The sequence below is a fragment of the Pseudomonas sp. 9.3L genome (assembly GCF_058536285.1).
The window spans coordinates 3,773,480-3,798,566 of the sequence record NZ_JBZUBK010000001.1 but is presented as its reverse complement, the minus strand read 5'-3'; the positions used below and the strand labels follow the sequence as shown (position 1 = coordinate 3,798,566).

Annotated in this window: 24 protein-coding genes; 16 read left to right on the top strand and 8 right to left on the bottom strand. The window is 58.6% G+C overall.

Annotated elements, in window-relative coordinates:
* Positions 1-11 precede the first annotated feature (11 nt).
* The 3 genes from AC4LE2_RS17555 to AC4LE2_RS17545 all read right to left on the bottom strand — a co-directional run bounded on the left by AC4LE2_RS17555 (position 12) and on the right by AC4LE2_RS17545 (position 4,177).
* Positions 12-1,655, bottom strand: coding sequence for a phosphoethanolamine transferase (locus AC4LE2_RS17555; RefSeq protein ID WP_491826978.1), 1,644 nt, complete (start codon positions 1,653-1,655; stop codon positions 12-14).
* A gap of 147 nt (positions 1,656-1,802) precedes the next feature.
* On the bottom strand, positions 1,803-2,885 hold the full coding sequence (gene trmA, locus AC4LE2_RS17550; RefSeq protein WP_491826976.1) for a tRNA (uridine(54)-C5)-methyltransferase TrmA: 1,083 nt from the start codon (positions 2,883-2,885) through the stop codon (positions 1,803-1,805).
* The gene (locus tag AC4LE2_RS17545) at positions 2,882-4,177 is read right to left on the bottom strand and encodes an NCS2 family permease (RefSeq protein ID WP_491826974.1); all 1,296 of its coding nucleotides are present in this window, start codon (positions 4,175-4,177) and stop codon (positions 2,882-2,884) included. Before AC4LE2_RS17545 ends, trmA begins: the two co-directional genes overlap by 4 nt.
* A gap of 308 nt (positions 4,178-4,485) precedes the next feature.
* On the opposite strand from AC4LE2_RS17545, the gene AC4LE2_RS17540 reads away from it, so the two are divergent.
* From AC4LE2_RS17540 to AC4LE2_RS17525, 4 genes are all read left to right on the top strand, one after another.
* Positions 4,486-4,815 carry a hypothetical protein gene (locus AC4LE2_RS17540; protein WP_491826972.1) on the top strand — a complete coding sequence of 110 codons (330 nt, stop codon included), beginning with the start codon at positions 4,486-4,488 and terminating at the stop codon, positions 4,813-4,815.
* 116 nt (positions 4,816-4,931) lie between these two features.
* Positions 4,932-5,450 carry a (2Fe-2S)-binding protein gene (locus AC4LE2_RS17535; protein ID WP_491826970.1) on the top strand — a complete coding sequence of 173 codons (519 nt, stop codon included), beginning with the start codon at positions 4,932-4,934 and terminating at the stop codon, positions 5,448-5,450.
* Positions 5,447-6,436 carry an FAD binding domain-containing protein gene (locus tag AC4LE2_RS17530; protein ID WP_491826969.1) on the top strand — a complete coding sequence of 330 codons (990 nt, stop codon included), beginning with the start codon at positions 5,447-5,449 and terminating at the stop codon, positions 6,434-6,436. The genes AC4LE2_RS17535 and AC4LE2_RS17530 overlap by 4 nt, the downstream gene beginning before the upstream one ends.
* Complete coding sequence (locus tag AC4LE2_RS17525) at positions 6,433-8,637, top strand: xanthine dehydrogenase family protein molybdopterin-binding subunit (protein ID WP_491826967.1); 2,205 nt, start codon at positions 6,433-6,435, stop codon at positions 8,635-8,637. The genes AC4LE2_RS17530 and AC4LE2_RS17525 overlap by 4 nt, the downstream gene beginning before the upstream one ends.
* A 63-nt stretch (positions 8,638-8,700) precedes the next feature.
* Here the strand turns inward: AC4LE2_RS17525 and AC4LE2_RS17520 are convergent, their stop codons facing one another.
* Complete coding sequence (locus AC4LE2_RS17520; RefSeq protein ID WP_491826965.1) at positions 8,701-9,966, bottom strand: MFS transporter; 1,266 nt, start codon at positions 9,964-9,966, stop codon at positions 8,701-8,703.
* A 218-nt stretch (positions 9,967-10,184) separates the two neighbouring features.
* Between AC4LE2_RS17520 and AC4LE2_RS17515 the strand changes: the two genes are divergently transcribed.
* The 6 genes from AC4LE2_RS17515 (at position 10,185) to AC4LE2_RS17490 (ending at position 15,763) form a co-directional block, all read left to right on the top strand.
* On the top strand, positions 10,185-11,618 hold the full coding sequence (locus tag AC4LE2_RS17515; RefSeq protein ID WP_491826963.1) for a cytochrome ubiquinol oxidase subunit I: 1,434 nt from the start codon (positions 10,185-10,187) through the stop codon (positions 11,616-11,618).
* 2 nt (positions 11,619-11,620) lie between these two features.
* Positions 11,621-12,628 (top strand): cytochrome d ubiquinol oxidase subunit II, encoded by a 1,008-nt coding sequence (gene cydB, locus AC4LE2_RS17510; protein ID WP_491826961.1) that lies wholly within the window; start codon positions 11,621-11,623, stop codon positions 12,626-12,628.
* A 10-nt stretch (positions 12,629-12,638) separates the two neighbouring features.
* Positions 12,639-12,782, top strand: a complete 144-nt coding sequence (locus AC4LE2_RS17505; RefSeq protein ID WP_491826960.1) for a DUF2474 domain-containing protein — start codon at positions 12,639-12,641, stop codon at positions 12,780-12,782.
* A 111-nt stretch (positions 12,783-12,893) separates the two neighbouring features.
* Positions 12,894-13,277 (top strand): GtrA family protein, encoded by a 384-nt coding sequence (locus AC4LE2_RS17500; RefSeq protein ID WP_491826959.1) that lies wholly within the window; start codon positions 12,894-12,896, stop codon positions 13,275-13,277.
* Positions 13,271-14,218 carry a glycosyltransferase family 2 protein gene (locus AC4LE2_RS17495; RefSeq protein WP_491826958.1) on the top strand — a complete coding sequence of 316 codons (948 nt, stop codon included), beginning with the start codon at positions 13,271-13,273 and terminating at the stop codon, positions 14,216-14,218. Before AC4LE2_RS17500 ends, AC4LE2_RS17495 begins: the two co-directional genes overlap by 7 nt.
* A 6-nt stretch (positions 14,219-14,224) precedes the next feature.
* A complete protein-coding gene (locus tag AC4LE2_RS17490) occupies positions 14,225-15,763 on the top strand; it encodes a glucosyltransferase domain-containing protein (protein WP_491826957.1) in 1,539 nt (512 codons plus the stop codon).
* Between the two features lie 4 nt (positions 15,764-15,767).
* Here the strand turns inward: AC4LE2_RS17490 and AC4LE2_RS17485 are convergent, their stop codons facing one another.
* Complete coding sequence (locus AC4LE2_RS17485; protein ID WP_491826956.1) at positions 15,768-16,892, bottom strand: methyltransferase; 1,125 nt, start codon at positions 16,890-16,892, stop codon at positions 15,768-15,770.
* Positions 16,893-17,006: 114 nt separating this feature from the next.
* On the opposite strand from AC4LE2_RS17485, the gene AC4LE2_RS17480 reads away from it, so the two are divergent.
* Positions 17,007-17,777, top strand: a complete 771-nt coding sequence (locus AC4LE2_RS17480) for a ferredoxin--NADP reductase (protein ID WP_491826955.1) — start codon at positions 17,007-17,009, stop codon at positions 17,775-17,777.
* 19 nt (positions 17,778-17,796) lie between these two features.
* On the opposite strand, the gene mscL is transcribed toward AC4LE2_RS17480, so the two are convergent.
* The gene (gene mscL, locus AC4LE2_RS17475) at positions 17,797-18,249 is read right to left on the bottom strand and encodes a large-conductance mechanosensitive channel protein MscL (RefSeq protein WP_491826954.1); all 453 of its coding nucleotides are present in this window, start codon (positions 18,247-18,249) and stop codon (positions 17,797-17,799) included.
* Between the two features lie 189 nt (positions 18,250-18,438).
* Between mscL and radA the strand changes: the two genes are divergently transcribed.
* Together radA and AC4LE2_RS17465 are read left to right on the top strand one after the other, a co-directional pair.
* On the top strand, positions 18,439-19,806 hold the full coding sequence (gene radA, locus AC4LE2_RS17470) for a DNA repair protein RadA (RefSeq protein ID WP_491826953.1): 1,368 nt from the start codon (positions 18,439-18,441) through the stop codon (positions 19,804-19,806).
* Positions 19,807-19,873: 67 nt separating this feature from the next.
* Positions 19,874-20,563 carry an HAD-IA family hydrolase gene (locus AC4LE2_RS17465; protein WP_491826952.1) on the top strand — a complete coding sequence of 230 codons (690 nt, stop codon included), beginning with the start codon at positions 19,874-19,876 and terminating at the stop codon, positions 20,561-20,563.
* A gap of 40 nt (positions 20,564-20,603) precedes the next feature.
* Here the strand turns inward: AC4LE2_RS17465 and AC4LE2_RS17460 are convergent, their stop codons facing one another.
* On the bottom strand, positions 20,604-20,960 hold the full coding sequence (locus tag AC4LE2_RS17460; RefSeq protein WP_491826951.1) for a PilZ domain-containing protein: 357 nt from the start codon (positions 20,958-20,960) through the stop codon (positions 20,604-20,606).
* A 191-nt stretch (positions 20,961-21,151) separates the two neighbouring features.
* On the opposite strand from AC4LE2_RS17460, the gene AC4LE2_RS17455 reads away from it, so the two are divergent.
* The 3 genes from AC4LE2_RS17455 (at position 21,152) to yjiA (ending at position 24,499) form a co-directional block, all read left to right on the top strand.
* Positions 21,152-23,218, top strand: a complete 2,067-nt coding sequence (locus tag AC4LE2_RS17455; protein WP_491826950.1) for a carbon starvation CstA family protein — start codon at positions 21,152-21,154, stop codon at positions 23,216-23,218.
* A gap of 12 nt (positions 23,219-23,230) precedes the next feature.
* Positions 23,231-23,431: a YbdD/YjiX family protein gene (locus AC4LE2_RS17450; protein ID WP_491828166.1), complete on the top strand. Its 201-nt coding sequence runs from the start codon at positions 23,231-23,233 to the stop codon at positions 23,429-23,431.
* Between the two features lie 99 nt (positions 23,432-23,530).
* Positions 23,531-24,499: a GTPase gene (yjiA, locus tag AC4LE2_RS17445; RefSeq protein ID WP_491826949.1), complete on the top strand. Its 969-nt coding sequence runs from the start codon at positions 23,531-23,533 to the stop codon at positions 24,497-24,499.
* A 7-nt stretch (positions 24,500-24,506) separates the two neighbouring features.
* Here the strand turns inward: yjiA and AC4LE2_RS17440 are convergent, their stop codons facing one another.
* Positions 24,507-25,040 carry a hypothetical protein gene (locus AC4LE2_RS17440; RefSeq protein WP_491826948.1) on the bottom strand — a complete coding sequence of 178 codons (534 nt, stop codon included), beginning with the start codon at positions 25,038-25,040 and terminating at the stop codon, positions 24,507-24,509.
* Between the last annotated feature and the right edge of the window lie 47 nt (positions 25,041-25,087).

Below are 25,087 nucleotides of genomic sequence, written 5' to 3'. Positions count from 1 at the left end.
CGGCTACCCGGTTACTGCGCCACGGCTGCGGTTGCATCGTGGCAGTCGCTGAACACGTCAAGCGTTGGCGTATACACGGCGGTCTGTACACCGAATAGCCCCAGCACGGAATGAAAGACCACGTCGTGGCTCAGGTTGGCTTGGTCCCGCTTGGCCGCCAGGCAGCCTCTGGAAATACGGCCGTCTGCCAAGGTATGGGGCCCGAACCACAGCACCATAGGCACATGCTTTTGTGCCTCTGGTGCAATGGCATAGGGGGCGGCGTGAAGGTACACGCCGTTTTCACCCAGCGATTCCCCATGGTCGGAGACGTACCACATCGCCGTGTCGAAGCGCTGCGCGTTAGCCTGGAGCAGGCCAATCACCTGGGCCAGGAAATGGTCTGTGTACACCAAGGTGTTGTCATATACATTGGTCAGCGCCTCACTGCTGCAACTGCCCAGCTGGTTGGTATGGCACACCGGGGTGAAGCGCTCCATGGCAGGGGGGTAGCGGTCGTAATACTCAGGGCCATGACTGCCATCGGAGTGCAGGAAAATCACCGCATCGCCCTTCAGTGCGTCGATGTCGGTCTGCAAGCCTTGGAGTAGCGCTTCATCCAGGCACCGATGACCGTCACAAAACGGGCCCTGCTGGGTTTTAGGGATGTCGCGGTGCGGGCTGCGCAGGCAGGTACCTTTGCAGTCACTGTTGTTCTCCAGCCACAGCACCTGTACCCCAGCCTGTTGGAGCACATCGAGCAGGCTTTCGGTGGTTTTGCCTTTCGCGTCGCTGTACGCCTTGCGCCCGAACATGGAAAACATGCAGGGCACCGACACGGCGGTGGAGGTGCCGCAGGCGTGCACCTGGGTGTAGTTCAAAACGTCCAGCTGGCTAAGCTCCGGGTTGGTGTCGCGGGCGTAACCGTTGAGGGAAAAATGGTCTGCGCGCGCGGTTTCCCCTACTACAAAGATCATCAGCCGCTTGCGCACGCCCGCCTCATGATGAGCGTCGGTGCCTATGGCCTTCACCTGAGCCACCTCCCTTACCCCTAGGCGCTCCTTGCCCAGCTTCACGGCTGCATAGATAACGTTGGTGGGGTTGATGAAATGGGTGAGCTTGTCTTGCTGGCGGAACAACGGCCCGTAGGTGGAGTAGAACGCCGCCACCGTCGCCAGTAGAAGCAATGCCGCCAGGGCCGCTACGCCTACTTTATGTACCAGCCCTCGCAGGGGCGGCGCATACCTGACCGGCCACCGCCAGATCAACGCAACAGGGAGCACCCCCAGCAGGAGGGCATAGAGGGCCAGTGTTGGGCTAAGCAGGGAAGCTGCTTCACCTGGGTTGGTTTCCAGTACGTTCTGCACCATCACGGTGTCGATGGAAATACCGTAACTGTTCATGAAGTAAGCGGCGCCGGCGGCGATCAGGGTCACAGCACTGAGCACCGGCTTCAGCAGCGGCCGGAACGAAAGTCCGATCAGCAGCAACGTAAAGGCCGCCCATAAAAAGACAGCGAACGAGGCATAGAACAGCCACTGGGCGGGGCCTTTGAGTTCGATCAAGGCGGCCAGGGCGCGCCAGGTGGCCACGTTGTACACCGCCACTAAGCACAGGGCGAACAGCATGACCAGGCGTGAGGACGTAAGAGGAGGCAGGGGGCGCAAAGCGCTCATGAGTATTCAACTGGTCGGTCGTTGGCCCGCAAGCGGGATCGGCCCAGAGCGTAGGAGCGTATTCGTAAGTGAGCGGTGAGGGCGGGGTGAAAAAAGCGTGAACGCCCAAGGGGCCTGTCCTTGGGCGTCGGGGCGTTCAGCAGTGGTTCAGCGACGGACCAACAGCACCCCTGTTTCCATATGGTGGGTGTACGGGAACTGATCGAACAGGGCACAGCGGGCAATGCGGTGACTGTTGCTCAGTTGCGCCAAGTTGGCCGCCAGGGTGTCCGGGTTGCAGGAGATATAGAGAATCGTATCGAACCGCCGGGTGAGTTCGCAGGTATCAGGGTCCATGCCCGCACGGGGCGGGTCCACGAACACTGTGCCAAAGCGGTAGCCTGGCAGGTCGACGCCCTGCAAGCGGCGGAATTCACGCACCCCGTTAAGAGCCTGGGTGAGTTCTTCGGCCGACAACCGCACCAGCGTGACGTTGCCAACGTTGTTGTCGGCCAGGTTATGCAGCGCGGCGGCCACGCTGGTTTTGCTGATCTCGGTAGCCAGTACCTGGCGCACGCGCGTGGCCAGGGGCAGGGTGAAATTGCCGTTGCCGCAGTACAGCTCCAGCAGGTCGTTTTCGCGCTCACCCAGGGCATCTACCGCCCAATTGAGCATGTGCTGGCACACCGTGCCATTGGGCTGGGTGAAGGCGCCTTCGGGTTGGCGGTAGTGGAAGCTGCGGCCAGCCACAGCGAAGGTTTCACTCACGTAATCCCGACCTATCACTAGCCGTTGCCCACGAGAGCGGCCAATCAGGCTTACGCCTAGCTCCGCAGCCAACGCTTGGGCCTGCGCTTCCCACGCGCTGTCCAGCGGGCGGTGGTAACACAGGGTAATCAGCGCGTCACCGGCCAAGGTAGTCAGGAACTCCACCTGAAACAGTTTGTGGCTCAGCACGTCGCTGGCCTGCCAGGCCGCTTTCAGGCGTGGCATGAGCGCATTGATCCGCTCGCTGGCCACGGGGAACTGCTCGATCAGAATGGGCGTGTATTTATCGCCCGGGCTGAACATTGCGTAGTGGCGCTCACCGCCTTCACGCCACAAGCGAAATTCTGCCCTCAACCGGTAATGCTCTACGGGCGACTGGAATACCTCGGCAGCCGGTGCATCGAACGGCGCCAGCAGTGTCTGTAACCGGGCAACCTTGGCGTTGAGCTGTGCGGTGTAGTGCTCAGGGTGTGTCATGGTCATGCGTTGAACCATCCCAGTTTGACCACGAACAGTACCGACAGAATGACCAGCGCCGGGTTGAGGTCGCGCACCCTGCCCGATACCAGTTTGATAGCGGTCCAGGCGATAAAGCCCAAGGCAATGCCGTTGGCGATCGAGTACGTGAGGGGCATGGCCAGGGCGGTGACCACCACCGGCGCGGCCTCGGTGATGTCGTCCCAGTTGATCTCTGCCAGGCCCGAGGCCATTAGCACCGCCACGAACAGCAGCGCTGGCGCGGTGGCATAGGCCGGTACGCTGGCGGCCAGGGGAGAGAAGAACAGCGCCAGCAAGAACAGCACGGCCACCACGATGGCGGTCAGGCCGGTACGCCCGCCCGCGCTCACGCCAGCGGCGGACTCAATGTAGCTGGTCGTGGTAGAGGTGCCGAGCAGCGAGCCGGCCATGGCCGCGGTGCTGTCAGCGATCAGGGCACGGCCCATCTTCGGCATGTGGCCATCCTTGCCCATAAGCCCGGCGCGCTTGGCTACGCCGATAAGCGTGCCAGAGTTATCGAACAGGTCGACGAACAGGAACGCGAAAATAACGCTTACCAGGCCGATGTCCAGGGCGCCAGCCAGGTCCAGTTGCAAGAAGGTGGGGGCCAGCGAAGGTGGCATGGACAGTAGCCCGATGAACGGGCTGAACTTGAACAGGATCGAGACGGCTGTCACCGAGAGAATACCGATCAGCACCGCGCCTTTTACCTTGCGCGCCTCCAAGGCGACGATCAGCACAAAGCCTAATACCGCCAATACCGCGCCGGGTGCCTTCAAGTCGCCCAAACCCACCAGCGTGGCCTGGTTGGGTACAACGATGCCAGCGGTTGTCAAGGCAATCAGCGCCAGGAACAAACCGATGCCAGCAGCAATAGCGCTGCGCAGGGGCAGGGGAATGCTGTTCACGATCCACTCACGGATCCTGAAGATCGACAGCAGGAAGAAACACACCGCCGAGATAAACACCGCGCCCAAGGCCACCTGCCAGGTGTGGCCCATGTGCAGCACCACGGTGTATGTGAAGAAGGCGTTCAACCCCATGCCAGGTGCCAGGGCGATAGGGTAGTTGGCGATCAGCCCCATCACAGCCGAGCCGATCGCGGCGGCAAGGCAGGTGGCCACGAAGACCGCGCCCTTGTCCATGCCGGTACTGCCTAGGATGCTGGGGTTCACGAACAGGATATAGGCCATGGCCAGGAAGGTCGTGATGCCTGCCAGGACTTCCGTGCGCACGTTGGTGTTGTGTGCCTTTAACTGAAATAGCCTTTCCAGCATGCCCGCTCTCCGAAGCGCATTAGCGCCGAATGATGACCTAGTAGCAAAGCACAGCTTTACAACCAGGCCCAAAAAAGCCGCGCATCATACCAGCGCCAACCTCGCGGGTGAACGCAACGCTTCGCCTGATGGCATAGAAGCGAAATAAAAGCTGGCCGTTTGTCGGCAACACGGCGTATCGCTTAATCAACGCTGCTCGAACGTAAATATTTTTCCAAGCACGCAGGAAATGGGCCCTGTGCCAGCCCGTAGTGCTTTAAGGTCCGCGCCTGTGTGCGTTAGCCCATATAGATTCATAAGGTCGTTTGATGACAGCTGCGTCACCCTTGGCACTCATCCTTCAGGCATCCGCCACGGTGCTGTACCCCGGCGCGGAAGGTCGCATCCTCAGCGAGCATCTGCCCGGCCCGACTGCCGGGGTTGTTCAGTGCCAGCTGTATTTCAGTGATGGTGCGCAGGCGGAGGGCTCGCTGCTGGCCGTCGAAGAAAACGGCTGGCTGCTGCTGGTGTTGGCCTACACCACGGCGCTGGGCCGTAGCGTTCCGGCACGAAGCTGGGCGCTGGAGCAACGCCCGGATGAGCCTCAGGGTTTTCGCATTCGGTCCATGATTCCGGCCGGCCCTGTCGAAGTCATCTAGCTCCCGTCTATTAACGGCCCCGCCGGGCACGCTGAACGAACCAATGCCGTAGAAAGTCGTACAGGGTAGAGACGCAGGCAAACAGACTTGCGCAACAGACCGTGAGGCTTCCCCCGATGAGTGCCCCTTCAGACCGCGCTGGCGTGGATTCCTACGCCAGCCACGCCATACAGTTCACCCTTAATGGCCAACCTCGCACGCTGGACGTGCTGCCATGGACCACCCTGCTCGATTTGCTGCGTGAACGCCTTGACCTGGTGGGCAGCAAAAAAGGCTGCGATCACGGCCAATGCGGCGCCTGTACGGTGTTGGTAGATGGCAAACGCGTGAATGCCTGCCTGACATTGGCCGTCATGTGCGATGGCGCCACCCTGACCACCGTCGAAGGCTTGGCCACCGAAGAGGGCTTGCACCCGCTGCAAACCGCGTTCATCAAACATGACGCGTTCCAGTGTGGTTACTGCACCCCAGGGCAGCTCTGCTCGGCAGCCGCCTTGCTCAAAGAAGGGCACGCTCATTCGGCCGATGATATTCGCGAGCAAATGAGCGGCAACCTGTGCCGCTGTGGCGCTTACGGGAATATCCTGGCGGCGATTGAAGAGGTGATTCAACTGCCAGGGGAGGGCGCCCTGTGAACCCTTTTAACTACGCACGCGCCAGCGACGTCAATGAGGCACTGGCGTTACACCGCCCAGGTAGCCGTTTCATCGCAGGCGGCACCAACCTGCTGGACTTGATGAAAGAGAATGTCGTTCGGCCGGAGCAACTGATCGACATCACCCACTTGCCGCTGCGCGAAGTCACTGTGCTGGACGACGACCGCGTTCGTATTGGTGCCTTGGTAAGCAACGCCGATGTGGCCTATGACCCAATCATCCAGGCCCGCTACCCTTTGTTGAGCCAGGCAATATTGGCAGGTGCTTCGCCGCAGCTACGCAACATGGCCACCACCGGTGGCAACCTACTGCAGCGTACGCGGTGCTACTACTTTTACGACGCAGACATGCCTTGCAACAAGCGTGAGCCCGGCACCGGTTGCCCGGCGCGCACAGGGTTGAACCGTTTGCACGCCATCTTCGGTGCCAGCGAACACTGCGTAGCCACTCACCCGTCCGACATGTGCGTGGCGCTGGCCGCCCTTGAAGCACGTGTGCAGGTGCAAGGCAAGGTCGGCGTGCGGGAAATCGACTTCGCTGATTTCCACCGCTTGCCTGGCGATCAGCCTGAGCGTGACAACACGCTGGCCGAGGATGAACTGATTATTGTGGTCGAACTGCCCGCCGAAGGCTTCTCAACCCATAGCCATTACCTCAAGGTACGTGATCGTGCGTCCTACGCCTTTGCCTTGGTGTCGGTAGCGGTAGCCCTACAACTGGAAGGCAACGTGATCCGTCAAGCGCGCATTGCGCTGGGCGGTGTTGCCCACAAGCCATGGCGCAACCTGGACGTCGAGGCCTCTCTGGTCGGCCAGCCGGCGACACATGAGGCCTTTGCCGCTGCGGCCCAGGCCATGGTCAACGGGGCCCAACCGCTTGCTGGAAATGCCTTCAAGGTGACGTTAGCGCGCAGAGCGATCGTTCGCGCATTGGATGAAGCGGCACTGGGAGGGGCACAGGCATGACGGCGAATGCGATTGGTAAACCCATGGACCGCGTCGACGGCGTGCTCAAAGTCACCGGCCAGGCGCGTTATGCCGGCGAATACCCAGAAGAGAGGCTGCTTTACGGCAGCGTGGTCTCCAGCACTATCGCTTCAGGCCGCGTGCTACGCATCGACGCCAGCCAGGCCCTGGCCTTGCCTGGTGTGATCGAGGTGATGGACCACGGCAACCGCCCGCCCATGGCTGGCGATGACGACGACTACAGCGATGCCGATGCCGCCGATGGAAAGCCCTTCCGCCCGTTGTACAACGACCGCGTGCTCTACAACGGCCAGCCGTTGGCGCTGGTGATTGCCGAGAACCTGGAACTGGCCCGGCATGCTGCCTCCTTGGTACACATCGAATACGTTGAGCATGACTGGTGCTCAGATCTGCGTGCCGAATTAGCGAACGCTGAACCCGCGCCGGCCGAGCTGCCAGACCCACGAGGCGACTTCGATGCAGCCTATGCCAGGGCGGCCTACAGCGTCGATGCCACCTATGAAACCCCGATCGAACACCACAACCCTATGGAGCCCCATGCCAGTACGGTGATTTACAACGCCGACGGCACGCTTGAGGTCCACGATAAAACCCAGGGTACTCAGAACTGCCAGGCTTACCTCTGTCAGGCGCTGAACCTTGAAAAAGACCGCGTGAGGGTACTGGCGGCCTTTGTAGGTGGAGCCTTCGGCTCCGGCCTGCGCCCGCAGTATCAACTGCCGCTGGCGGCCATGGCTGCACTCAAGTTGCGCCGCTCGGTACGCGTGACCTTGACCCGGCAGCAGATGTTCACCTTCGGTTACCGCCCACGCACCCTGCAGCAGTTACGCCTGGCCAGTGATGAAGGCGGCAAGCTGGTAGCGGTTTCACACCATGCCACGGGCCAAACCTCGCGCTTCGAAAAATTCACCGAGCACGTGGTGGAATGGAGCGGCATGTTGTACCACTGCGACAACGTCAAACTCGGTTATGACTTGGTACCAGTCGACCTCTACACCCCATTGGACATGCGCGCCCCCGGTGCAGCCTTGGGGTTGATCGGGCTCGAATGCGCCATGGATGAACTGGCACAGCAGATGGGCATGGACCCTGTGACCTTCCGTGAGCTGAATTTCGCGGACACCAACCAGAACGAAGGCAAGCCGTACTCAAGCAAGGCGCTGATTGCCTGCTACAACGAGGGCAAGGCGCGGTTTGACTGGGCCAGGCGCAACGCCACGCCACGCAGCCTGCGTAACGGCCATAAGTTGGTCGGCCTGGGTATGGCGGGCGGGGTATGGGAAGCCATGCAAATGCCCGCGAGTGCCCGCGCCAGCCTGGGCAAAGACGGCACCCTGACCATCAGCACCGCCACCACAGACATCGGCACAGGCACCTATACCGCGCTGACCCAGATCGCCGCCGAAGCCGCTGGCCTGTCGCCGGAGCGCGTGGTGGTCAAGCTCGGTGACTCTTCCTTGCCCACAGCACCGCTGCAAGGTGGGTCGTTCACCATTTCGTCGGTGGGTACTGCCGTGCAGCAGGCGTGTGAAGCGTTGCACAAGCGGATGCTCACCGTTGCAGCCAGCATCGACCCTGAGTTCGCGACCTTGACCATGGACCGCGTGCGCTTCACCGATGGCGCGTTGGTGTGGGGCGAGCGCACGCTCGCCTTCGACGACTTGGTGCATGCCAGCGGCGTGGATACCCTTGAGGCGCATGTGGACGCCGAGCCCGATGAGAAGCGCGAAGGGTTCAGCACCGCGACGCACTCAGCAGTCTTCGCGGAGGTAGAGGTAGACGAAGACCTGGGCACCGTGCACGTGACGCGTGTAGTAAGCGCTGTCGCTGCAGGGCGCGTGGTCAACCCCAAGACAGCGCGCAGCCAGATCCTGGGCGGCGTGGTGTGGGGCATTGGCATGGCCTTGCATGAGGAAACCCTCACCGACCACGCCTTTGGCCGGCACATGAACCATAACCTGGCCGAGTACCACATTCCTGTGCAGGCGGATGTAGGCGATGTGGAGGTTGTCTTCGTCGAGGAGCATGACACGATTGTAAACGCGTTGGGTTCCAAAGGCGTGGGTGAGATCGGCCTGGTAGGCGTGGCGGCGGCAATCGCTAATGCCATCTACAACGCCACGGGTAAGCGAGTGCGCGAGTTCCCGATTACCCTGGACAAGTTGCTGGACCAGGCGTAACCCGCGCCTAGGGTCAGGCAGCGACGCCCATCACAACGCGCCGCTGCCTGACACCCTTACCGGTTAGGCGGCTGGAGTGGTTTCCCCTGGCGCCGCCGTATCGGGCGTTACGGGCGTTTGCATGTGGTCCCGGTTGGCAAGGCTGGGGAACAGCTTCATCCAGGTACCGGTGACCAGTAGCGTACCTACCCCTCCGATCACCACGGCTGGCACGGTGCCAAACCAGTGGGCGGTCAGGCCCGATTCAAACTCCCCTAGCTGATTCGAGGCGCCGATAAACAGGCCATTGACTGCGCTTACGCGCCCGCGCATCTCGTCGGGTGTCTCCAGCTGCACAAAGGCGCCACGGATGACCATGCTGATCATGTCTGCCGCGCCCAACACCGCCAAGGTTGCCAACGAAAACCAGAAAGAGGTAGACAGGCCGAAAGCAATGGTCGCAACGCCGAACACGCCAACGCCTGCGAACATGGTGCGGCCCACGTTGCGCTCGATAGCGAACCGCGACAACCAGAACGACATCAGCAATGCACCCACGGCGGGCGCTGAGCGCAGCAGGCCCAGCCCCCACGGGCCGGTGAGCAGGATGTCCTGGGCGAATACCGGCAACAGCGCCGTTGCGCCCCCAAGCAGCACTGCAAACAGGTCCAGCGAAATGGCGCCGAGGATGTCCTGTCGGCTCCGGATAAACCGAATTCCCGCCAATAGCGAATGCAGGGTTGCCCGGCCGGTAGGCAGGGGCGTCTCGCGTTTGGGCAGGCTAAGCATCAGGCTCACGGCCAACAGGTACAGCACCACGGTAGGGCCGTATACCCACAGGCTGCCGAACGCATACAGAAAGCCACCCAGGGCCGGGGCCACGATGGTTGCGGTTTGCATGGCCGACGCCGAGGCAGCGACTGCTCGTGGAAACAAACCTGGCGGCACGATGTTAGGCAACAGCGCTTGAGTCGTGGGCATTTCGAAGGCCCGTGCGCCACCCAGGCAAAACGCTAGGATAAAGATCATCTCGCGGCTTACATTGCCGGTACTGCTGCCTATGACGAGTGCCAAGGCAACCAGGGCTTGGAGGGCTTGGCACAGCGCTGCCACCTTGCGCCGGTCATAGCGGTCCGCCACATGCCCGGTGTGTAGCATGAACAGCACGCGTGGCGTGAACTCCACCAGGCCTACCAACCCTAGGTCCAGCACGCTACCAGTCAGTTGGTAGAGGTGCCAGCCAATGGCAACAGTCAGCATTTGAAAGCCGCTGGCAGTACAGACACGGGCCAGCCAGAACGCAAGGAAGGGGCGGTGATGCCGGAGGAGCCGCGGCGCTTCGGTAGCCATAAAGGTAGGGGCCTAAGGGAATAGGGGCCAGAAGACTACCATCACTCTGTAACAAAAAGTTGCATTTACCTGCATTAAACCTGCCGGTTTTGATCGGTGGGACAATCGGTCACGCGGCACTGCACCACAGGCTACATTGAAAGGAACAGGGCTACTCTATGGAGAGTCATTGACGTAGATCAATACGTTTGCCCGTTCCGCCTGCCTGAGGAAACCCTATGTTCGGTATAGAGGCATTGGACCTCGCCCGTATCCAGTTCGCGTTTACCGTGTCTTTTCATATCCTGTTCCCGGCCATCACCATCGGCTTGGCCAGTTACCTGGCCGTGCTGGAAGGCTTGTGGCTGAAGACCCATAACACGGTGTACCGCGAGCTGTACCATTACTGGTCGAAGATCTTCGCGGTCAACTTCGGCATGGGCGTGGTCTCCGGGCTGGTGATGGCCTATCAGTTCGGCACCAACTGGAGCCGATTCTCGGACTTCGCCGGTGCCGTGACCGGGCCTTTGCTTACCTATGAGGTACTCACCGCTTTCTTCCTGGAAGCAGGCTTCTTGGGCGTAATGTTATTTGGCTGGAACAGGGTTGGTCGTGGGCTGCACTTCTTCGCTACCGTTATGGTTGCCATCGGCACACTGATCTCCACCTTCTGGATCTTGTCGTCCAACAGCTGGATGCAAACCCCTCAGGGTTACGACATCGTCGACGGCCGGGTGGTCCCAGTGGACTGGCTGGCGGTAGTGTTCAACCCGTCGTTCCCCTACCGTTTGGCGCACATGGCCACAGCCGCGTTCGTGGCCACGGCATTCTTCGTCGGCGCGGCCGGGGCCTGGCACCTGCTGCGCGGCCGTAATACCCCCGCCGTGCGCAAGATGCTGTCCATGGCCATGTGGATGGCGCTGATCGTGGCGCCTATTCAGGCGATGATCGGCGACATGCACGGGTTAAATACCCTTGAGCACCAGCCGGCTAAAATTGCGGCCATCGAAGGGCACTGGGAGAACGAGGGTGACGGGCCCACGCCGTTGATCCTGTTTGGCCTGCCTGATATGAAAGCGGAGAAAACCCGCTTCGCCGTAGAGATTCCGTATTTAGGCAGCCTGATCCTGACCCACAGCCTGGATAAGCAAATCCCTGCGCTCAAAAGCTTCCCACCGGAGGATCGCCCTAACTCGACGATTATTTTCTGGTCGTTCCGGGTGATGGCAGGGCTGGGCATGCTAATGATCGCCGTTGGCCTGTGGAGCCTGTGGCTGCGCTGGCGCGGCAAACTGTACGACACTCGTCTTTTCCAACGGGTCGCCTTGGTGATGGGCCCGTCGGGGCTTATAGCGATACTGGCCGGGTGGTTCACTACTGAAATTGGCCGTCAACCGTGGGTAGTGTACGGCCTGATGCGTACGGCCGATGCCTCCTCCAACCATGACGTAGGGCAAATGAGCTTTACCCTGGCGCTGTTCGTGCTGGTGTACTTCGCAGTGTTCGGCGTGGGCTTTGGCTACATGATGCGCCTCGTCCGTCGCGGCCCTGCCAGCGCCGATCCGCACAACCATGGCGGCCCTGGGCAGAAGCGTACGCCTGCACGGCCACTGTCGGCGGCGAGCCAGGAAACACCGGAAGACCACCATGCCACCCCTGGCGAGAGGACCTGACCATGGGCATCGATCTATCACTTATCTGGGCCGTGATCATTATCTTCGGCGTGATGATGTACGTGTTCATGGACGGCTTCGACCTGGGGATCGGCATCCTCTTTCCGTTCACGCCGCAAGAGCACGATCGTGACGTGATGATGAACACCGTAGCGCCGGTCTGGGACGGTAACGAAACCTGGCTGGTACTAGGTGGGGCGGGCTTGTTTGCAGCCTTTCCGCTAGCGTATTCGGTGGTGCTATCGGCCTTGTACCTGCCATTGATTCTGATGCTGGTGGGGCTGATCTTTCGGGGCGTTGCATTTGAGTTCCGCTTCAAGGCACGCACGGACAAGCGTCATATCTGGGACAAAGCCTTTATTGGGGGCTCGCTGTTGGCCACCTTCTTCCAAGGTGTGGCGCTGGGCGCATACATCGACGGCATCAAGGTCGTAGGGCGCTCCTATGCCGGTGGGCCGTTCGACTGGCTCACGCCCTTCTCGCTGTTCTGTGGCGTAGGGCTGATCGCAACCTACGCGCTATTGGGCTGCACCTGGCTGATTATGAAAACCGAAGGCGAGTTGCAAGCCCGCATGCATTACCTGGCGCGGCCGCTGACGTTCCTGATGATTGCTTTCATGGTAATCGTCAGCCTGTGGACGCCATTGGCTCATGATGCCATTGCCGGCCGCTGGTTCACCCTGCCTAACCTGTTCTGGTTCATGCCGGTGCCCGTATTGGTGATAGTGGCAACTATCGGCTTGCTCAAGGCCGTGGCCCGTAACGCCAACTACACGCCGTTCCTGTTGACCCTGCTGTTGATTTTCCTCGGGTACAGCGGGTTGGGCATCAGCCTATGGCCTAACATCATTCCCCCGTCAGTCAGCATTTGGGCCGCTGCCTCGCCCCCGCAAAGCCAAGGCTTCGTGCTCGTAGGCACGCTGTTTATCCTGCCGCTGATCCTGGGGTATACGTTCTGGAGCTACTACGTCTTCCGCGGCAAAGTGACCACAGAAGATGGTTACCACTAGGGTGATGACCATGGACAACACCGAAGTGAAAAAACCCCTGTGGCAACGGCTGGGCTGGCTGGTGCTGATCTGGGTGGCCAGTGTTGTAAGCCTGGGCCTGGTGGCTGGGCTACTAAGGCTGCTGATGGCCGCCGCGGGTATGCGTAGCCATTGATCGGTAGGCCCGGGTGCAACGCCCGGGCCTTACCTAGCAGGTTGCTAGGTTATGTTGGCCTCTCTCTTTTCCTACACTCAGCACGGCCCAAATCTGGGACGGAGCCTGCTGATGTCATCTTCCACGCTAGCCTCATTCGCCCGCTACGCGCTTGTCGGTGTGCTCAATACCTTGGCGCACTGGGCCGTATTTCTTGCCTTGGTGTACGAAGCTGGTATTTCCCAAGGCACCTCCAATCTCGTGGCCTTTTTGCTGGCCGTGAGTATCAGTTACCTGATTAACGCTAGCTGGACGTTCAAGGCCCCACGATCGCGCGGGCGCTACCTGTGCTACGTAGGCTTCATGGGGCTGTTGGCGTTGACTGCGGGTTGGGTGGGGCAACGCTTTGCGACACCGCCACTGCTCACGGTTGGCGTGTTTTCCGCCGTGAGCCTCGTGCTGGGGTATGCCTATGCACGTGGGGTTGCGTTCAGGAAAGGGGCCGCACCGTGCTGATTTCGTTAGTAGTGCCGGTGTACAACGAACAAGAGGCTGTGCCGCTGTTCTTCAATGCGGTGAGAGCAATTGCGGCAGGGCGGCCTTACGACATCGAAGTGGTTTTTATCAATGACGGCAGTACAGATGGCACTGCGGCGGCGGTAGAGCATTTGGTCGCTACCGAACCTTTGGTCACGTTGATTAACCTCAGCCGCAACTTTGGTAAGGAGCCAGCCTTGCTGGCCGGGCTGGAGTACGCCAATGGGGATGCCATTATTCCCATGGATGTCGACCTGCAAGACCCTGTAGAGCTCATTCCACAGTTGGTGGAACGCTGGCAGGCCGGGGCCGATATCGTTCTCGCCAAGCGTGTAGACCGCAACGCCGATAGCCTGCTCAAACGCAAGAGCGCGCAGTGGTTCTACCGTGTTCACAACGCACTAAGCCCAAACAAGATTGAGGAGAACGTTGGCGACTTCCGTTTGCTCTCGCGCAAGACGGTAGAGCAGATTAAAACCATGCCCGAGCGCAACCTGTTCATGAAAGGGTTGATGCAATGGGTCGGTGGGCGCCGAGCGATCATCGAATACAGCCGGCCTGAACGGGCGGTGGGCAAAACCAAGTTCAATGGCTGGAAACTGTGGAACTTCGCCCTTGAGGGCATTACGTCGTTTTCTACCTGGCCGTTGCGCGTATGGACGTATATCGGGGTGTGCATCGCACTGGCTGCGCTGTTGTACAGCGCTTGGGTGGTGGCCTCCATGCTGTTCTGGGGCAATGCCGTGGCAGGGTATTCTTCATTGATGGCCGCCCTGCTGTTTTTGGGTGGGATTCAACTCATTGGTATTGGGGTATTAGGTGAGTATATAGGGCGTATTTATGCTGAGGCTAAGTCAAGGCCGAGGTATATCGTAGATAGTGTTGAATGCCGCCAAAAACTTTCTAAAGTTAAAGCTTGAGCGCTTATGAATATCAAAACTGTATTGACTGGCTGGAACTTTAAAACTCTGAGTACTGGGCAGGCTATTGGGTTTTATTTTTTTGCTCTCATTATTTATGTTGTTCCCTTGATAATTAATAATTATTCTTATTGGGATGATAATTTAAGGAAGGTCACTGCTTCCACAAGATGGTACGAAGAGGGACGAGTTGTAGCAGATGTCCTAATAAAAATTTTGACTATGACATCTGGCGCACCATCGGTATTTCCTCTGACGCTTATAGCAGGCGCTGCGGTTATGACTTATGGACTTTGGTATTTGGCGCGCTATTGGTTTGTGCGGCCCACAATTATGCAATGTGCGATTCTCCTGCCGCTTTGGTACAACCCTTACTATCTGCAATTACTTAGCTATCAGTACGACTCTTTTACTGTAAGCGTAGGCATAGCGTTCATGCTTGTGGCTATCCCTTTTTCAAGTAAATCGACCGTTGTAAATTGGGGTGTTCCCGTATTTTTAGTATGGGCTTCACTCAGTACCTACCAGCCTATAATAAATGTATATTTGGGCTTGGCATGTGTTGATGTGTTGCAAAAGGCCCATGGCCATGCTGAACGCCGCGTCGTTTATACAGCTTTTCGCCATATGGCTGTACTATCCAGCAGTTTGATTATTTATTTTCTAACAACCTATCAATTGCTAACGCGTGGGGAGCGGACGGGCTTTTTATGGCCGTTTACACCTGAATGGTACGGGAATGCAGTCAATATCGGTAGCAAGGCTTTAATATTTCTAAGCCCAGTTAATCTAGGGATTTTCTTGGTATTAGCAATCTCTGCCATGGGAGGGTGGTTGCTCGTCTTTGAAAAAACATGGTCGAAGCAGAGGGGCGTCCGAGCGAGAATTACTGGTGCTTCTGTATGCATTTTCAGTGCGGTTGGAATGGTTCTGTCCGTTGGAGGAATGCTCCTTTTCGTAAATGATCCAGGAGGTCACATACAGGCGAGAATGCTATTGGGGGTTTCCTCTTTATTGGTAGGGCTTTTTTTGTTAGCCAATCTGTTTTGGGTGAAAATAAATGAGAATCTAAATTGTTTGATATTTTTTCCCCTTCTTTGTTTTCTTTCGTTCTCCTTTGCGTATGGCCAAGTAATGAGCGATAAGAAAGAAAAAGAGATTTTTGTAGGCACGGTTTTGGCTCAGGACGTGCTTGGTCTTGATACTACCAAAGCGCCTGGATCAATAAGGGTTATTGTTGACTGGACGAAAGATAGATCCTATTATTCACCTGCTTGTGTGCAAACAGAATTCCCTGCCATGCAATATATTTTTAACAATAACTATGCGGTGTTGCCGGAGCAGCTTAATAAGCTTGGTTTCGCGCATATGAGTTTTAAGGTTTTTGATGAAAAGTTAAATGGGCTTGAGTTAGTTTCTTCACGGTCGCTTTACAATATATATTTGAAGGGTGACGTGGTGTATGTGGGCTTTAAGTCGTCGCCAAAAAGCCCGGATTGTGAAGAGGTACGTAGAGCTATGCTGGATAAACCGAAAAAGCCCTAGTGAATTATCTCCTCGCCCTCAACACCACAAACTTAGGATTAGCCCCCACCTGTTCAACCCCCCTGAACAACCGTGACAATTTACTGTGATAGCCCAAGTGCCGATTGCCTACGATATACAGCGAGCCACCGGGCACCAGTGCGTCTCGCGCCTGCTGGAACATGCGCCAGGCCAGGAAATCCCCCACTACCTGCTGCTGGTGGAAGGGCGGGTTGCACAGCACCACGTCCAGCGACCCGGGAGGCTGCTCGGCCAAGCCGTCGGTGGCCTGAATGTTCACGGGGCGATCCCCCAGCGCCGCTGCCCAGTTTTCTCGGGCCGATTGCACGGCCATAAAAGATTCGTCCACCAAGGTGTAATGAGCATCAGGGTTGTTCAGCGCGCTGACCACCGCCAACACGCCATTGCCGCAGCCCAGGTCTGCAACCCTGGCGCTACCCAAGTTCCGGGGAAGATGAGGCAGGAATGCCCTGGTGCCGATGTCCAGGCCTTCGCGACAGAACACGTTAGCGTGGTTGACCAGCGTCAGCGGCGGGGTGTCGAGGTGATAGCGAGTAGGGTAGGGGGAACGTTGCGCCTCGCGCCGCTGACAGGTTGCAATGAGCAGGCGTGCTTTTTTCACCGCCAGTGAGGCCTGTACCGGCCCTATGTACCGCTCCAGCAAATCACCGGCTGCCCGTGGCAGGTGTTTGAGCATGGCGCCCGCGACTACCTGAGCGCCGTCAACCAGGTGTGGCTGCAGGCGAATGAGTTGGTCTTCCAGCAATGCCAGGGTTTTAGGCACCCGCACCAGCACGTGATCGAACAGCCCTGTCAGCGGTTCGCTCGCTGGGATTACCCTCAATGCGTCGAAGGCGTGCCCATTGCGGGCCAGGTTCTTGCTCAGCGCCAGCGCGCCCAGGTACGAATCACCGCTTGACGTTACCTGGTAGCTACCCAGCAGGCTGGCAGCTATCGCGCCAAACGCATCATTGAGTACCAGTACGCGGGCACTCGTCGGCAGGCCTAAACCAGCCAGATGCTCCAATAAGTAATGGTCGGCAGCGTCGAAGGCTTGCAGCGGCTCATCGGCCTGCTCAGGCTGGCGTATCAGGTCAAGGTGGGCGAAGGCGTTATCGAAGCGGGGCATCGTGAGGCTCAGGCGTGCAAAAAAAGAAGAATTCTACGGCCTTTCCACACAGGGCGCCGGTGTTTGTGGGGGCGGGATTACGCCACACTATGCGCCATACGATGCGGAGGTTTCATGAGCGACGAGAAGTTTACCCGCCAGCGCCTGTTGGCTGTGCAGACGCTGACCCCTAACCTGTTTACCCTGCGTACTACCCGAGACCCTGGGTTTCGTTTCGTGGCCGGGCAGTTTGCTCGCCTGGGGGTTGCCAAGGCAGACGGTACCTTGGTGTGGCGTGCCTATTCCATGGTGTCGTCACCCTACGACGAGTTTCTGGAATTCTTTTCCGTGGTGGTGCCGGGCGGTGAGTTCACCAGCGAGCTGTCGCGGTTGCAGGTAGGCGACGAATTGCTGGTAGAGCGCCAGGCGTTTGGTTATCTGACCCTGGACCGCTTTGCCGATGGCCGCGACCTTTGGCTGCTAGCGACAGGTACCGGCCTGGCTCCGTTTCTGTCCATCCTGCAAGGGTTTGAGGCATGGGAGCGTTTCGAGCGGATCTTCCTCGTCTACAGTGCCCGCCATGGCCACGACCTTGCCTATGAGCAGTTGATCGCTGGCCTGGAGCAGCGGGAGTACCTGGCCGAATACGCTGGCAAGCTTACCTACCTGCCCGTAGTAAGCCGCGAGCCGTGGGAGGGTGCGCTTCAAGGCCGTATTACCGACCTGATCGGCAATTGCCAGCTTGAGCGCGCAGCAGGGGCCGCGTTAACGCCTGAAGCGTCACGGGTAATGATTTGCGGCAACCCTCAAATGATTGAGGACACCCGCGCGCTGCTTAAAGCCCGTGACATGCAACTAAGCCTCAGCCGCCGGCCGGGTGCAGTGGCGGTAGAGACCTACTGGTAACGCCAGCCTGATGCCTTGCTCAGCGTAGAGGTGGCGGGGTTACTGTTGGGGTGGTAGGTGCAGGCACGCCGTTCTGCGCTTTAAGGATGTCCCGTATCTCACCCAGCAATAGCTCTTCCTTGTTTGGCGCTGGCGGCAGGGTAGGGGCCTTGGCCTCTTCGCGCTTGAGGCGGTTGATGGCCTTCACACCAATGAAAATCGCGAACGCGACGATCACGAAGTCTACGATGGTCTGGATGAACTTACCGTACGCCAATACCACCGCGGGAGAGGTGCCTTCAGCCGGGCGCAAGGTGATGGCAAGGTCTGTGAAGTTAATGCCCCCGATCAGCAGGCCGAGGGGCGGCATGATGATATCACCGACGAACGACGAAACAATTTTGCCGAATGCCGCGCCGATGATGATGCCCACGGCAAGGTCGACCACGTTGCCTTTGACTGCGAAGGCCTTGAATTCTTTGATCAGGCTCATAGACGTATCCTTTTTTCCAAGAGAGAGAATGACGAAGCGCTTTTTACATAAACCCTAATCAAATCCGGGTCTTACCGTTTCGCACACTGTTAAACCAGACCGGCGATCCATGGATTAGTTTTGTCCTCTAGGCACCGGTGCGTTTCCCTAAGGGAGTATCATGGCGTCTTTTTCTAGCGGAGTTCGCCCATGGCCAAGGCTAAGCGCATGTACGGCTGCACCCAGTGCGGCGCCACCTTCCCCAAATGGGCAGGGCAATGCGCCGAATGTGGTGCCTGGAACACGCTGGTCGAAACCATGATCGAGGCTGCCCCGGCCTCCAGCGGTGGTGGGCGTACTGGTTGGACGGGCGAACAGGCCTCGGTAAAAACCCTTGCCGAAGTGAGTGTGGAAGAAATCCCGCGCTTTTCAACGGCCTCCACTGAATTGGACCGTGTTTTGGGCGGTGGCCTCGTAGATGGCTCGGTGGTACTGATTGGCGGCGACCCCGGCATTGGCAAGTCCACCATTTTGCTGCAAACCCTGTGCAACCTTGCCGAACGTATGCCGGCGCTGTACGTGACCGGGGAAGAATCCCAGCAACAGGTGGCCATGCGCGCTCGCCGGCTGGGGTTGCCGCAAGACAAACTCAAAGTAATGACCGAAACCTCCATCGAAACCATCATCGCAACCGCCCGCCATGAAAAGCCCAAGGTCATGGTGATCGATTCCATCCAGACCATTTTCACCGAGCAGCTGCAATCCGCGCCCGGCGGCGTGGCCCAGGTGCGTGAGAGCGCGGCATTGCTGGTGCGTTTTGCCAAGCAAAGCGGCACGGCTATTTTCCTGGTAGGGCATGTGACCAAGGAAGGTGCCCTGGCAGGCCCGCGCGTACTGGAGCATATGGTCGATACGGTGCTGTATTTCGAAGGCGAATCCGACGGCCGCCTCAGGCTGCTTAGGGCGGTGAAGAACCGCTTTGGCGCAATCAACGAGCTGGGCGTGTTTGGCATGACCGACCGTGGGCTGAAGGAGGTATCGAACCCTTCAGCGATCTTCCTCAGCCGTGCGCAGGAAGAAATCGCCGGCAGCGTGGTCATGGCTACCTGGGAAGGTACTCGGCCTATGCTGGTGGAAGTGCAGGCCCTGGTGGACGACAGCCACCTGGCCAACCCGCGCCGGGTCACCCTGGGCCTGGATCAGAACCGTCTGGCCATGCTGTTGGCGGTGCTGCATCGTCACGGGGGCATCCCCACTCACGACCAGGATGTGTTCCTCAACGTGGTAGGTGGGGTAAAAGTGCTGGAAACAGCTTCGGACCTGGCCTTGATGGCGGCGGTGATGTCCAGCCTGCGCAACCGTCCGCTGCCTCATGGGCTGCTGGTGTTTGGTGAGGTAGGGCTGTCCGGCGAGGTAAGGCCAGTGCCCAGTGGGCAGGAGCGGCTCAAGGAAGCAGCCAAGCATGGTTTCAAGCGCGCTATCGTGCCCAAGGGTAATGCGCCCAAGGAAGCACCGGCCGGTTTGGAGGTAGTGGCCGTCACGCGGCTTGAGCAAGCCTTGGACGCGCTGTTCGAATAGCCAAGCCGCGCTTGACCCCAGGCGTGAGGTCCAGTATCACCGTGTTTTAACCTGCGCAGGACTTCCCATGGTGACTGTTCCGACACCCGCCCGGCAGATCAAGGCCGTTATTTTCGACATGGACGGCCTGTTGCTCGATACCGAGGGTATCTACACCGAGGTCACCCAGGCCATCGCCCAGAAATACGGCAAAACGTTCGACTGGAGCCACAAGCAGCACATCATCGGCCGAGGTGCCCATGACCTGGCCGACTACGTGGTGAACGCCTTGGAGCTGCCTATCAGCATCGAGGAATTCCTAGAGCAGCGCGCGCCTTTGATGACTGCACGCTTCCCTGAGGCCTTGGGCATGGTCGGTGCAGAAGCCCTAGTACGGCATTTAAAGGCCAAGGGTGTGCCTATCGCTGTGGGTACCAGCTCGTCGCGTACCTACTTTGGCTTGAAAACCCAGCAGCACCAGGCGTGGTTCTCACTGTTCGATACCATCGTCACCGCTGATGATCCCGAAGTGGGCGCAGCCAAACCGGCGCCTGATATTTTCCTCGTTGCCGCACGCCGGCTTGGGGTTAGCCCTGCTGACTGCCTGGTGTTCGAAGATTCACCGTTCGGCGTAACTGCGGCCAAGGCCGCCGGGATGTTTGCGTTGGCCGTGCCCGATTCAGCCATGGACCCTGAAAAGTACACCCACGCTGATGGCCGGCTGGGCAGCCTGTTGGACTTCGTACCGGAGCAATGGGGCTTGCCAGCATTCCCTTGAGCCTGTCGGGGCTGGCCAGCCAAGGTTAGCCGCCCCTGGCTTAGCCGATTAGCGCGTTCAAGTCGCGCTCCAGTGCGTCCTCATCGCCCAGATTGAGCTCCACCAGGCGCCGCAGGTGCGTGATTGAGTCCAGGTCGATCTGGGTGCACTGGAAGCCCAACTGGCCGTTGTTGTCATGACGCAACTCAACGTCCATGCAAATCGGCATGTCTTCCGTCAGCGCTACCTTCACATCGAAAGGTGCTTCGGGGTTGCCCTGCCAGTCGTCAGGCCGCTTTACCAGCAGGCCTTTAAGGGAGAGATCCAGCAGCTCAACCGACCAGGTGTGCTCGCCTTGGGTCAATTGGGTGTCGGCATTGAAACCGATGCGATGGAAGCGACGGCGTTCTTCGGGCATGGGGTGGTCCTTTATAAAGCAGCGGAGGCGAATGTCTATGCTGCCGTGGGAACGAGGCCCCGGCAATGCTGGGGTCGCTATTTTATGACGGGGTGTACTAAATTGTTTCCAGTGTTCGGGGTGTGCTGATCCAAAAGTGCGGCTAGACTGGGCTCGGGTTAATTCCGTTCTACTTGTTGGACTATAAAAACATGAAAAACAACAATAGCCTGGCCCGGCATGTGCCGTGGGTCATTCTGGCAGTCATTGGCGCCTGGGCACTGGGTGTGGTGGCGCTGCGTCGCGGTGAAAGCATCAATGCCTTGTGGATAGTCGTGGCCTCTGTGGCCATCTATCTGGTTGCTTATCGTTACTACAGTTTGTTCATTGCCGAAAAAGTCATGCAACTCGACCCTCGGCGCGCCACCCCTGCGGTACTCAATAACGACGGCCTGGACTATGTGCCTACCAACAAGCACATTTTGTTCGGTCACCATTTCGCAGCCATTGCCGGTGCGGGGCCGCTGGTCGGGCCGGTACTGGCGGCGCAGATGGGGTATCTGCCAGGCACTTTGTGGCTGATCGCTGGGGTGGTACTGGCCGGCGCGGTTCAAGACTTCATGGTGCTGTTCATGTCCACCCGCCGCAACGGGCGCTCCCTGGGGGACATGGTGCGTGAAGAAATGGGCCGCATCCCTGGCACGATCGCCTTGTTCGGCTGCTTCCTCATCATGATCATCATCCTGGCAGTGCTGGCGCTGATCGTGGTCAAGGCACTGGCCGAAAGCCCTTGGGGCATCTTCACAGTCATGGCAACCATCCCGATCGCGGTGTTCATGGGCGTGTACATGCGGTTCATTCGCCCTGGCCGTATCGGTGAGATCTCGTTAATCGGCGTGGTGCTGCTATTGACGTCCATCTGGGGCGGTGGCCTGGTGGCCGCAGACCCTGTGTGGGCCAAGGCGTTTAGCTTCACCGGTATCCAGATCACCTGGATGCTGATTGGTTATGGGTTCGTGGCGGCGGTGTTGCCGGTGTGGCTGATCCTTGCACCGCGGGATTACCTCTCCACCTTCCTCAAGATCGGCACCATCATGGCCCTGGCCATCGGCATTCTGGTTACCATGCCGGAGCTGAAAATGCCTGCCCTCACGCAGTTCGTGGACGGTACCGGGCCGGTCTGGAAAGGCGCGCTGTTCCCCTTCCTGTTCATCACTATCGCCTGTGGCGCGGTTTCGGGGTTCCACTCTCTGATTGCATCAGGCACTACGCCCAAGCTGCTAGATAACGAAGTCAATGCGCGTTACATCGGGTATGGCGCCATGTTGATGGAGTCGTTCGTGGCGATCATGGCCATGGTTGCCGCGTCGGTCATCGAGCCTGGCGTGTACTTCGCCATGAATAGCCCTGCCGCAGTGGTCGGTGGCGATGTCAACGCCGTTGCGACGGCCATCAGTAGCTGGGGCTTCGCGATTTCACCCGATACCTTGCAGGCCGTGGCCCACGACATCGGTGAGAACACCATCCTGGCCCGTGCGGGCGGGGCGCCTACGCTAGCCGTGGGCATTGCGCAGATTCTCCATTCGGTACTGCCAGGGCAAAACACCATGGCGTTCTGGTACCACTTTGCAATTCTGTTCGAGGCGCTGTTCATCCTCACGGCTGTGGACGCTGGCACTCGAGCTGGCCGCTTCATGCTGCAAGACCTGCTAGGCAGCTTCATACCTTCGCTCAAGCGTACGGAGTCCTGGGGTGCCAACCTGTTGGCCACCGGGGGGTGTGTGGCACTGTGGGGCTATTTGTTGTACCAAGGCGTTATTGACCCCTTGGGTGGCATCAATACCCTATGGCCATTATTTGGCATCTCCAACCAGATGCTGGCAGGTATCGCGCTGATGCTGGGTACGGTGGTGTTGTTGAAGATGAAGCGCCAACAATACATCTGGGTCACCCTGGTGCCTGCAGTCTGGCTGCTGATTTGCACCACGGCCGCTGGCCTGATCAAGCTCTTTGACCCGAGCCCGGCAGTAGGCTTCCTGGCGCTGGCCAAGAAGTACAGCTATGCGCTGGCTGCGGGGCAAGTGATTGCACCCGCCAAAAGCATCGATCAGATGCACCATGTGATTTACAACGCCTACACCAACGCAACCTTGACCATCTTGTTCCTGTTCGTGGTCTTCGCTGTATTGGTATTCGCGTTCAAAACCGGCTATGCAGCGTTAGGCAAACGCGAGCGGACGGACAAAGAGGCGCCGTTCCAGGCGACGTCTGGCGCATAAAGGGGCTACATGATGTTCAACGACCTGAACCGGTTGGGTAAGTACCTAGGGCAGGCCGCGCGCCTGATGGTAGGCATGCCGGACTATGACAATTACGTCGAGCACATGCGCGCCAATCACCCTGAGCAACCGGTGATGGCCTATGAGGCCTTCTTCCGTGAGCGGCAAGAGGCACGTTATGGCGGCGGCAAGGGCTCGCCTCGTTGCTGCTGAGTCATCACACCTGCGCTATCGGCAGCAACCTGTACGGTTTTGAGCCATACGGGTTGCGCTGCTTCAGGTATTCCTACACTTCACCTATGTGGCATCACGTTGACTGACACTTCCCCCATCCCCGTTACGATACTCAGCGGCTTTCTCGGCGCTGGGAAAACCACCTTGCTGCGTTATTTGCTTCAAGCCGAGCATGGGTTAAAGCTTGCGGTGATCGAAAACGAGTTCAGTGACGCAGGTATCGACACCGAGCTGCTAGGCAGCGAGCCTGTTGAAATCATGACGTTGGCCAATGGTTGCGTATGTTGCAGTGTGCATACCGACCTCACCAAAGCGTTGTTTCTGCTGCTGGAAAAGATAGACGCCGGTACCTTGGTAGTTGATCGCCTGGTAATCGAATGCACGGGCCTGGCCGACCCCGCGCCGGTGGCGCAGACCTTTTTCATCGAAGAGGAACTGCGCGACCGCTATGTGTTGGACGGCATACTCACCCTGGTGGATGCCTACCATGCGCACGAGCACTTAAAGCAAACCATTGCGCAAGCCCAGGTAGGGTTTGCCGACCGTTTGCTTGTCAGCAAAACCGACCTGGTCGAGCCCCAAGCCTTTGAAGCGCTGAGCCAGCGCCTGGCGCGAATCAATCATCGAGCGCCCATCCGCGTGGTAGAACACGGCTGTATCGATTTGGCCGAGCTGCTGGATATCCGAGGTTTCAACCTAAACGCTGACATCGGTGCCATTGCCCCTCAACGCCCCTTGGCCATCGGGCAGGGCAGCGACCGCATCCGAAGTATGGTGCTGCGCACCACCCAACCGCTGGATAGCGATCGCGTCAGCACCTTCATGAATACCCTGCTCGAAGAGCACGGGCGCCAACTGCTTCGATATAAAGGCGTGCTAAGTATCGAAGGCGAGCCGCGCACCTTGGTGTTTCAGGGGGTATTGAAGCTGTATGGGTTTGACTGGGACCGTGAATGGCAAGCGGGCGAGGCCCGGGAAAGTGTGCTGGTATTTATCGGGGATGACCTGCCAGAGCAGGCCATCCGCGCGGCGTTCAGTGCGCTGTGACTATGCGCTAATCGCCATATCCGGGATATGTTGGATCGTCATATTGGGCATATTCTGGATAGTCCGCATTGCGTTCGACCAGGCTAATGCGTAAGGGGAAGACTTCTTGTTGTAACGAAGATGTTAGGTAATTTTCTGAAATAAACGGGTAGTGCCTTGCTATAAGAGGGTGGTGGTGACTGTCCGTGAGGGAAACAGTGGTGTCTGTATAGGTGAGTTCTGTTCCCGTTATCGGATTGCTGATTTCATCTCTTAGCCAGAAGTATGACGAGTTGGGGACGCTCAGCGGATAGGCGCCATAACGTGCTGCCGAGTCGTTACGGATTGCATGCCCTAAATACAGACCTTCTTGTACATATAGGCGATACCCTCTTGAGGTGTAACGGAAATACAGGCGGATGGCATCTTTCCTCGCCTCAAAGGTATAAGCAATCAGATGGGCTCGGTCAGACTTAGAGCTATCTATAACGCTGCGAAATTGAAGCGCTCCAGACAATGGGCGCACGTCGGCGACAAATGAACGTTGGCGGTGGGTAAACATGAGCACTCTCCAGTCGAGATAAGAGTGACCACTTGAACATTCCCGCA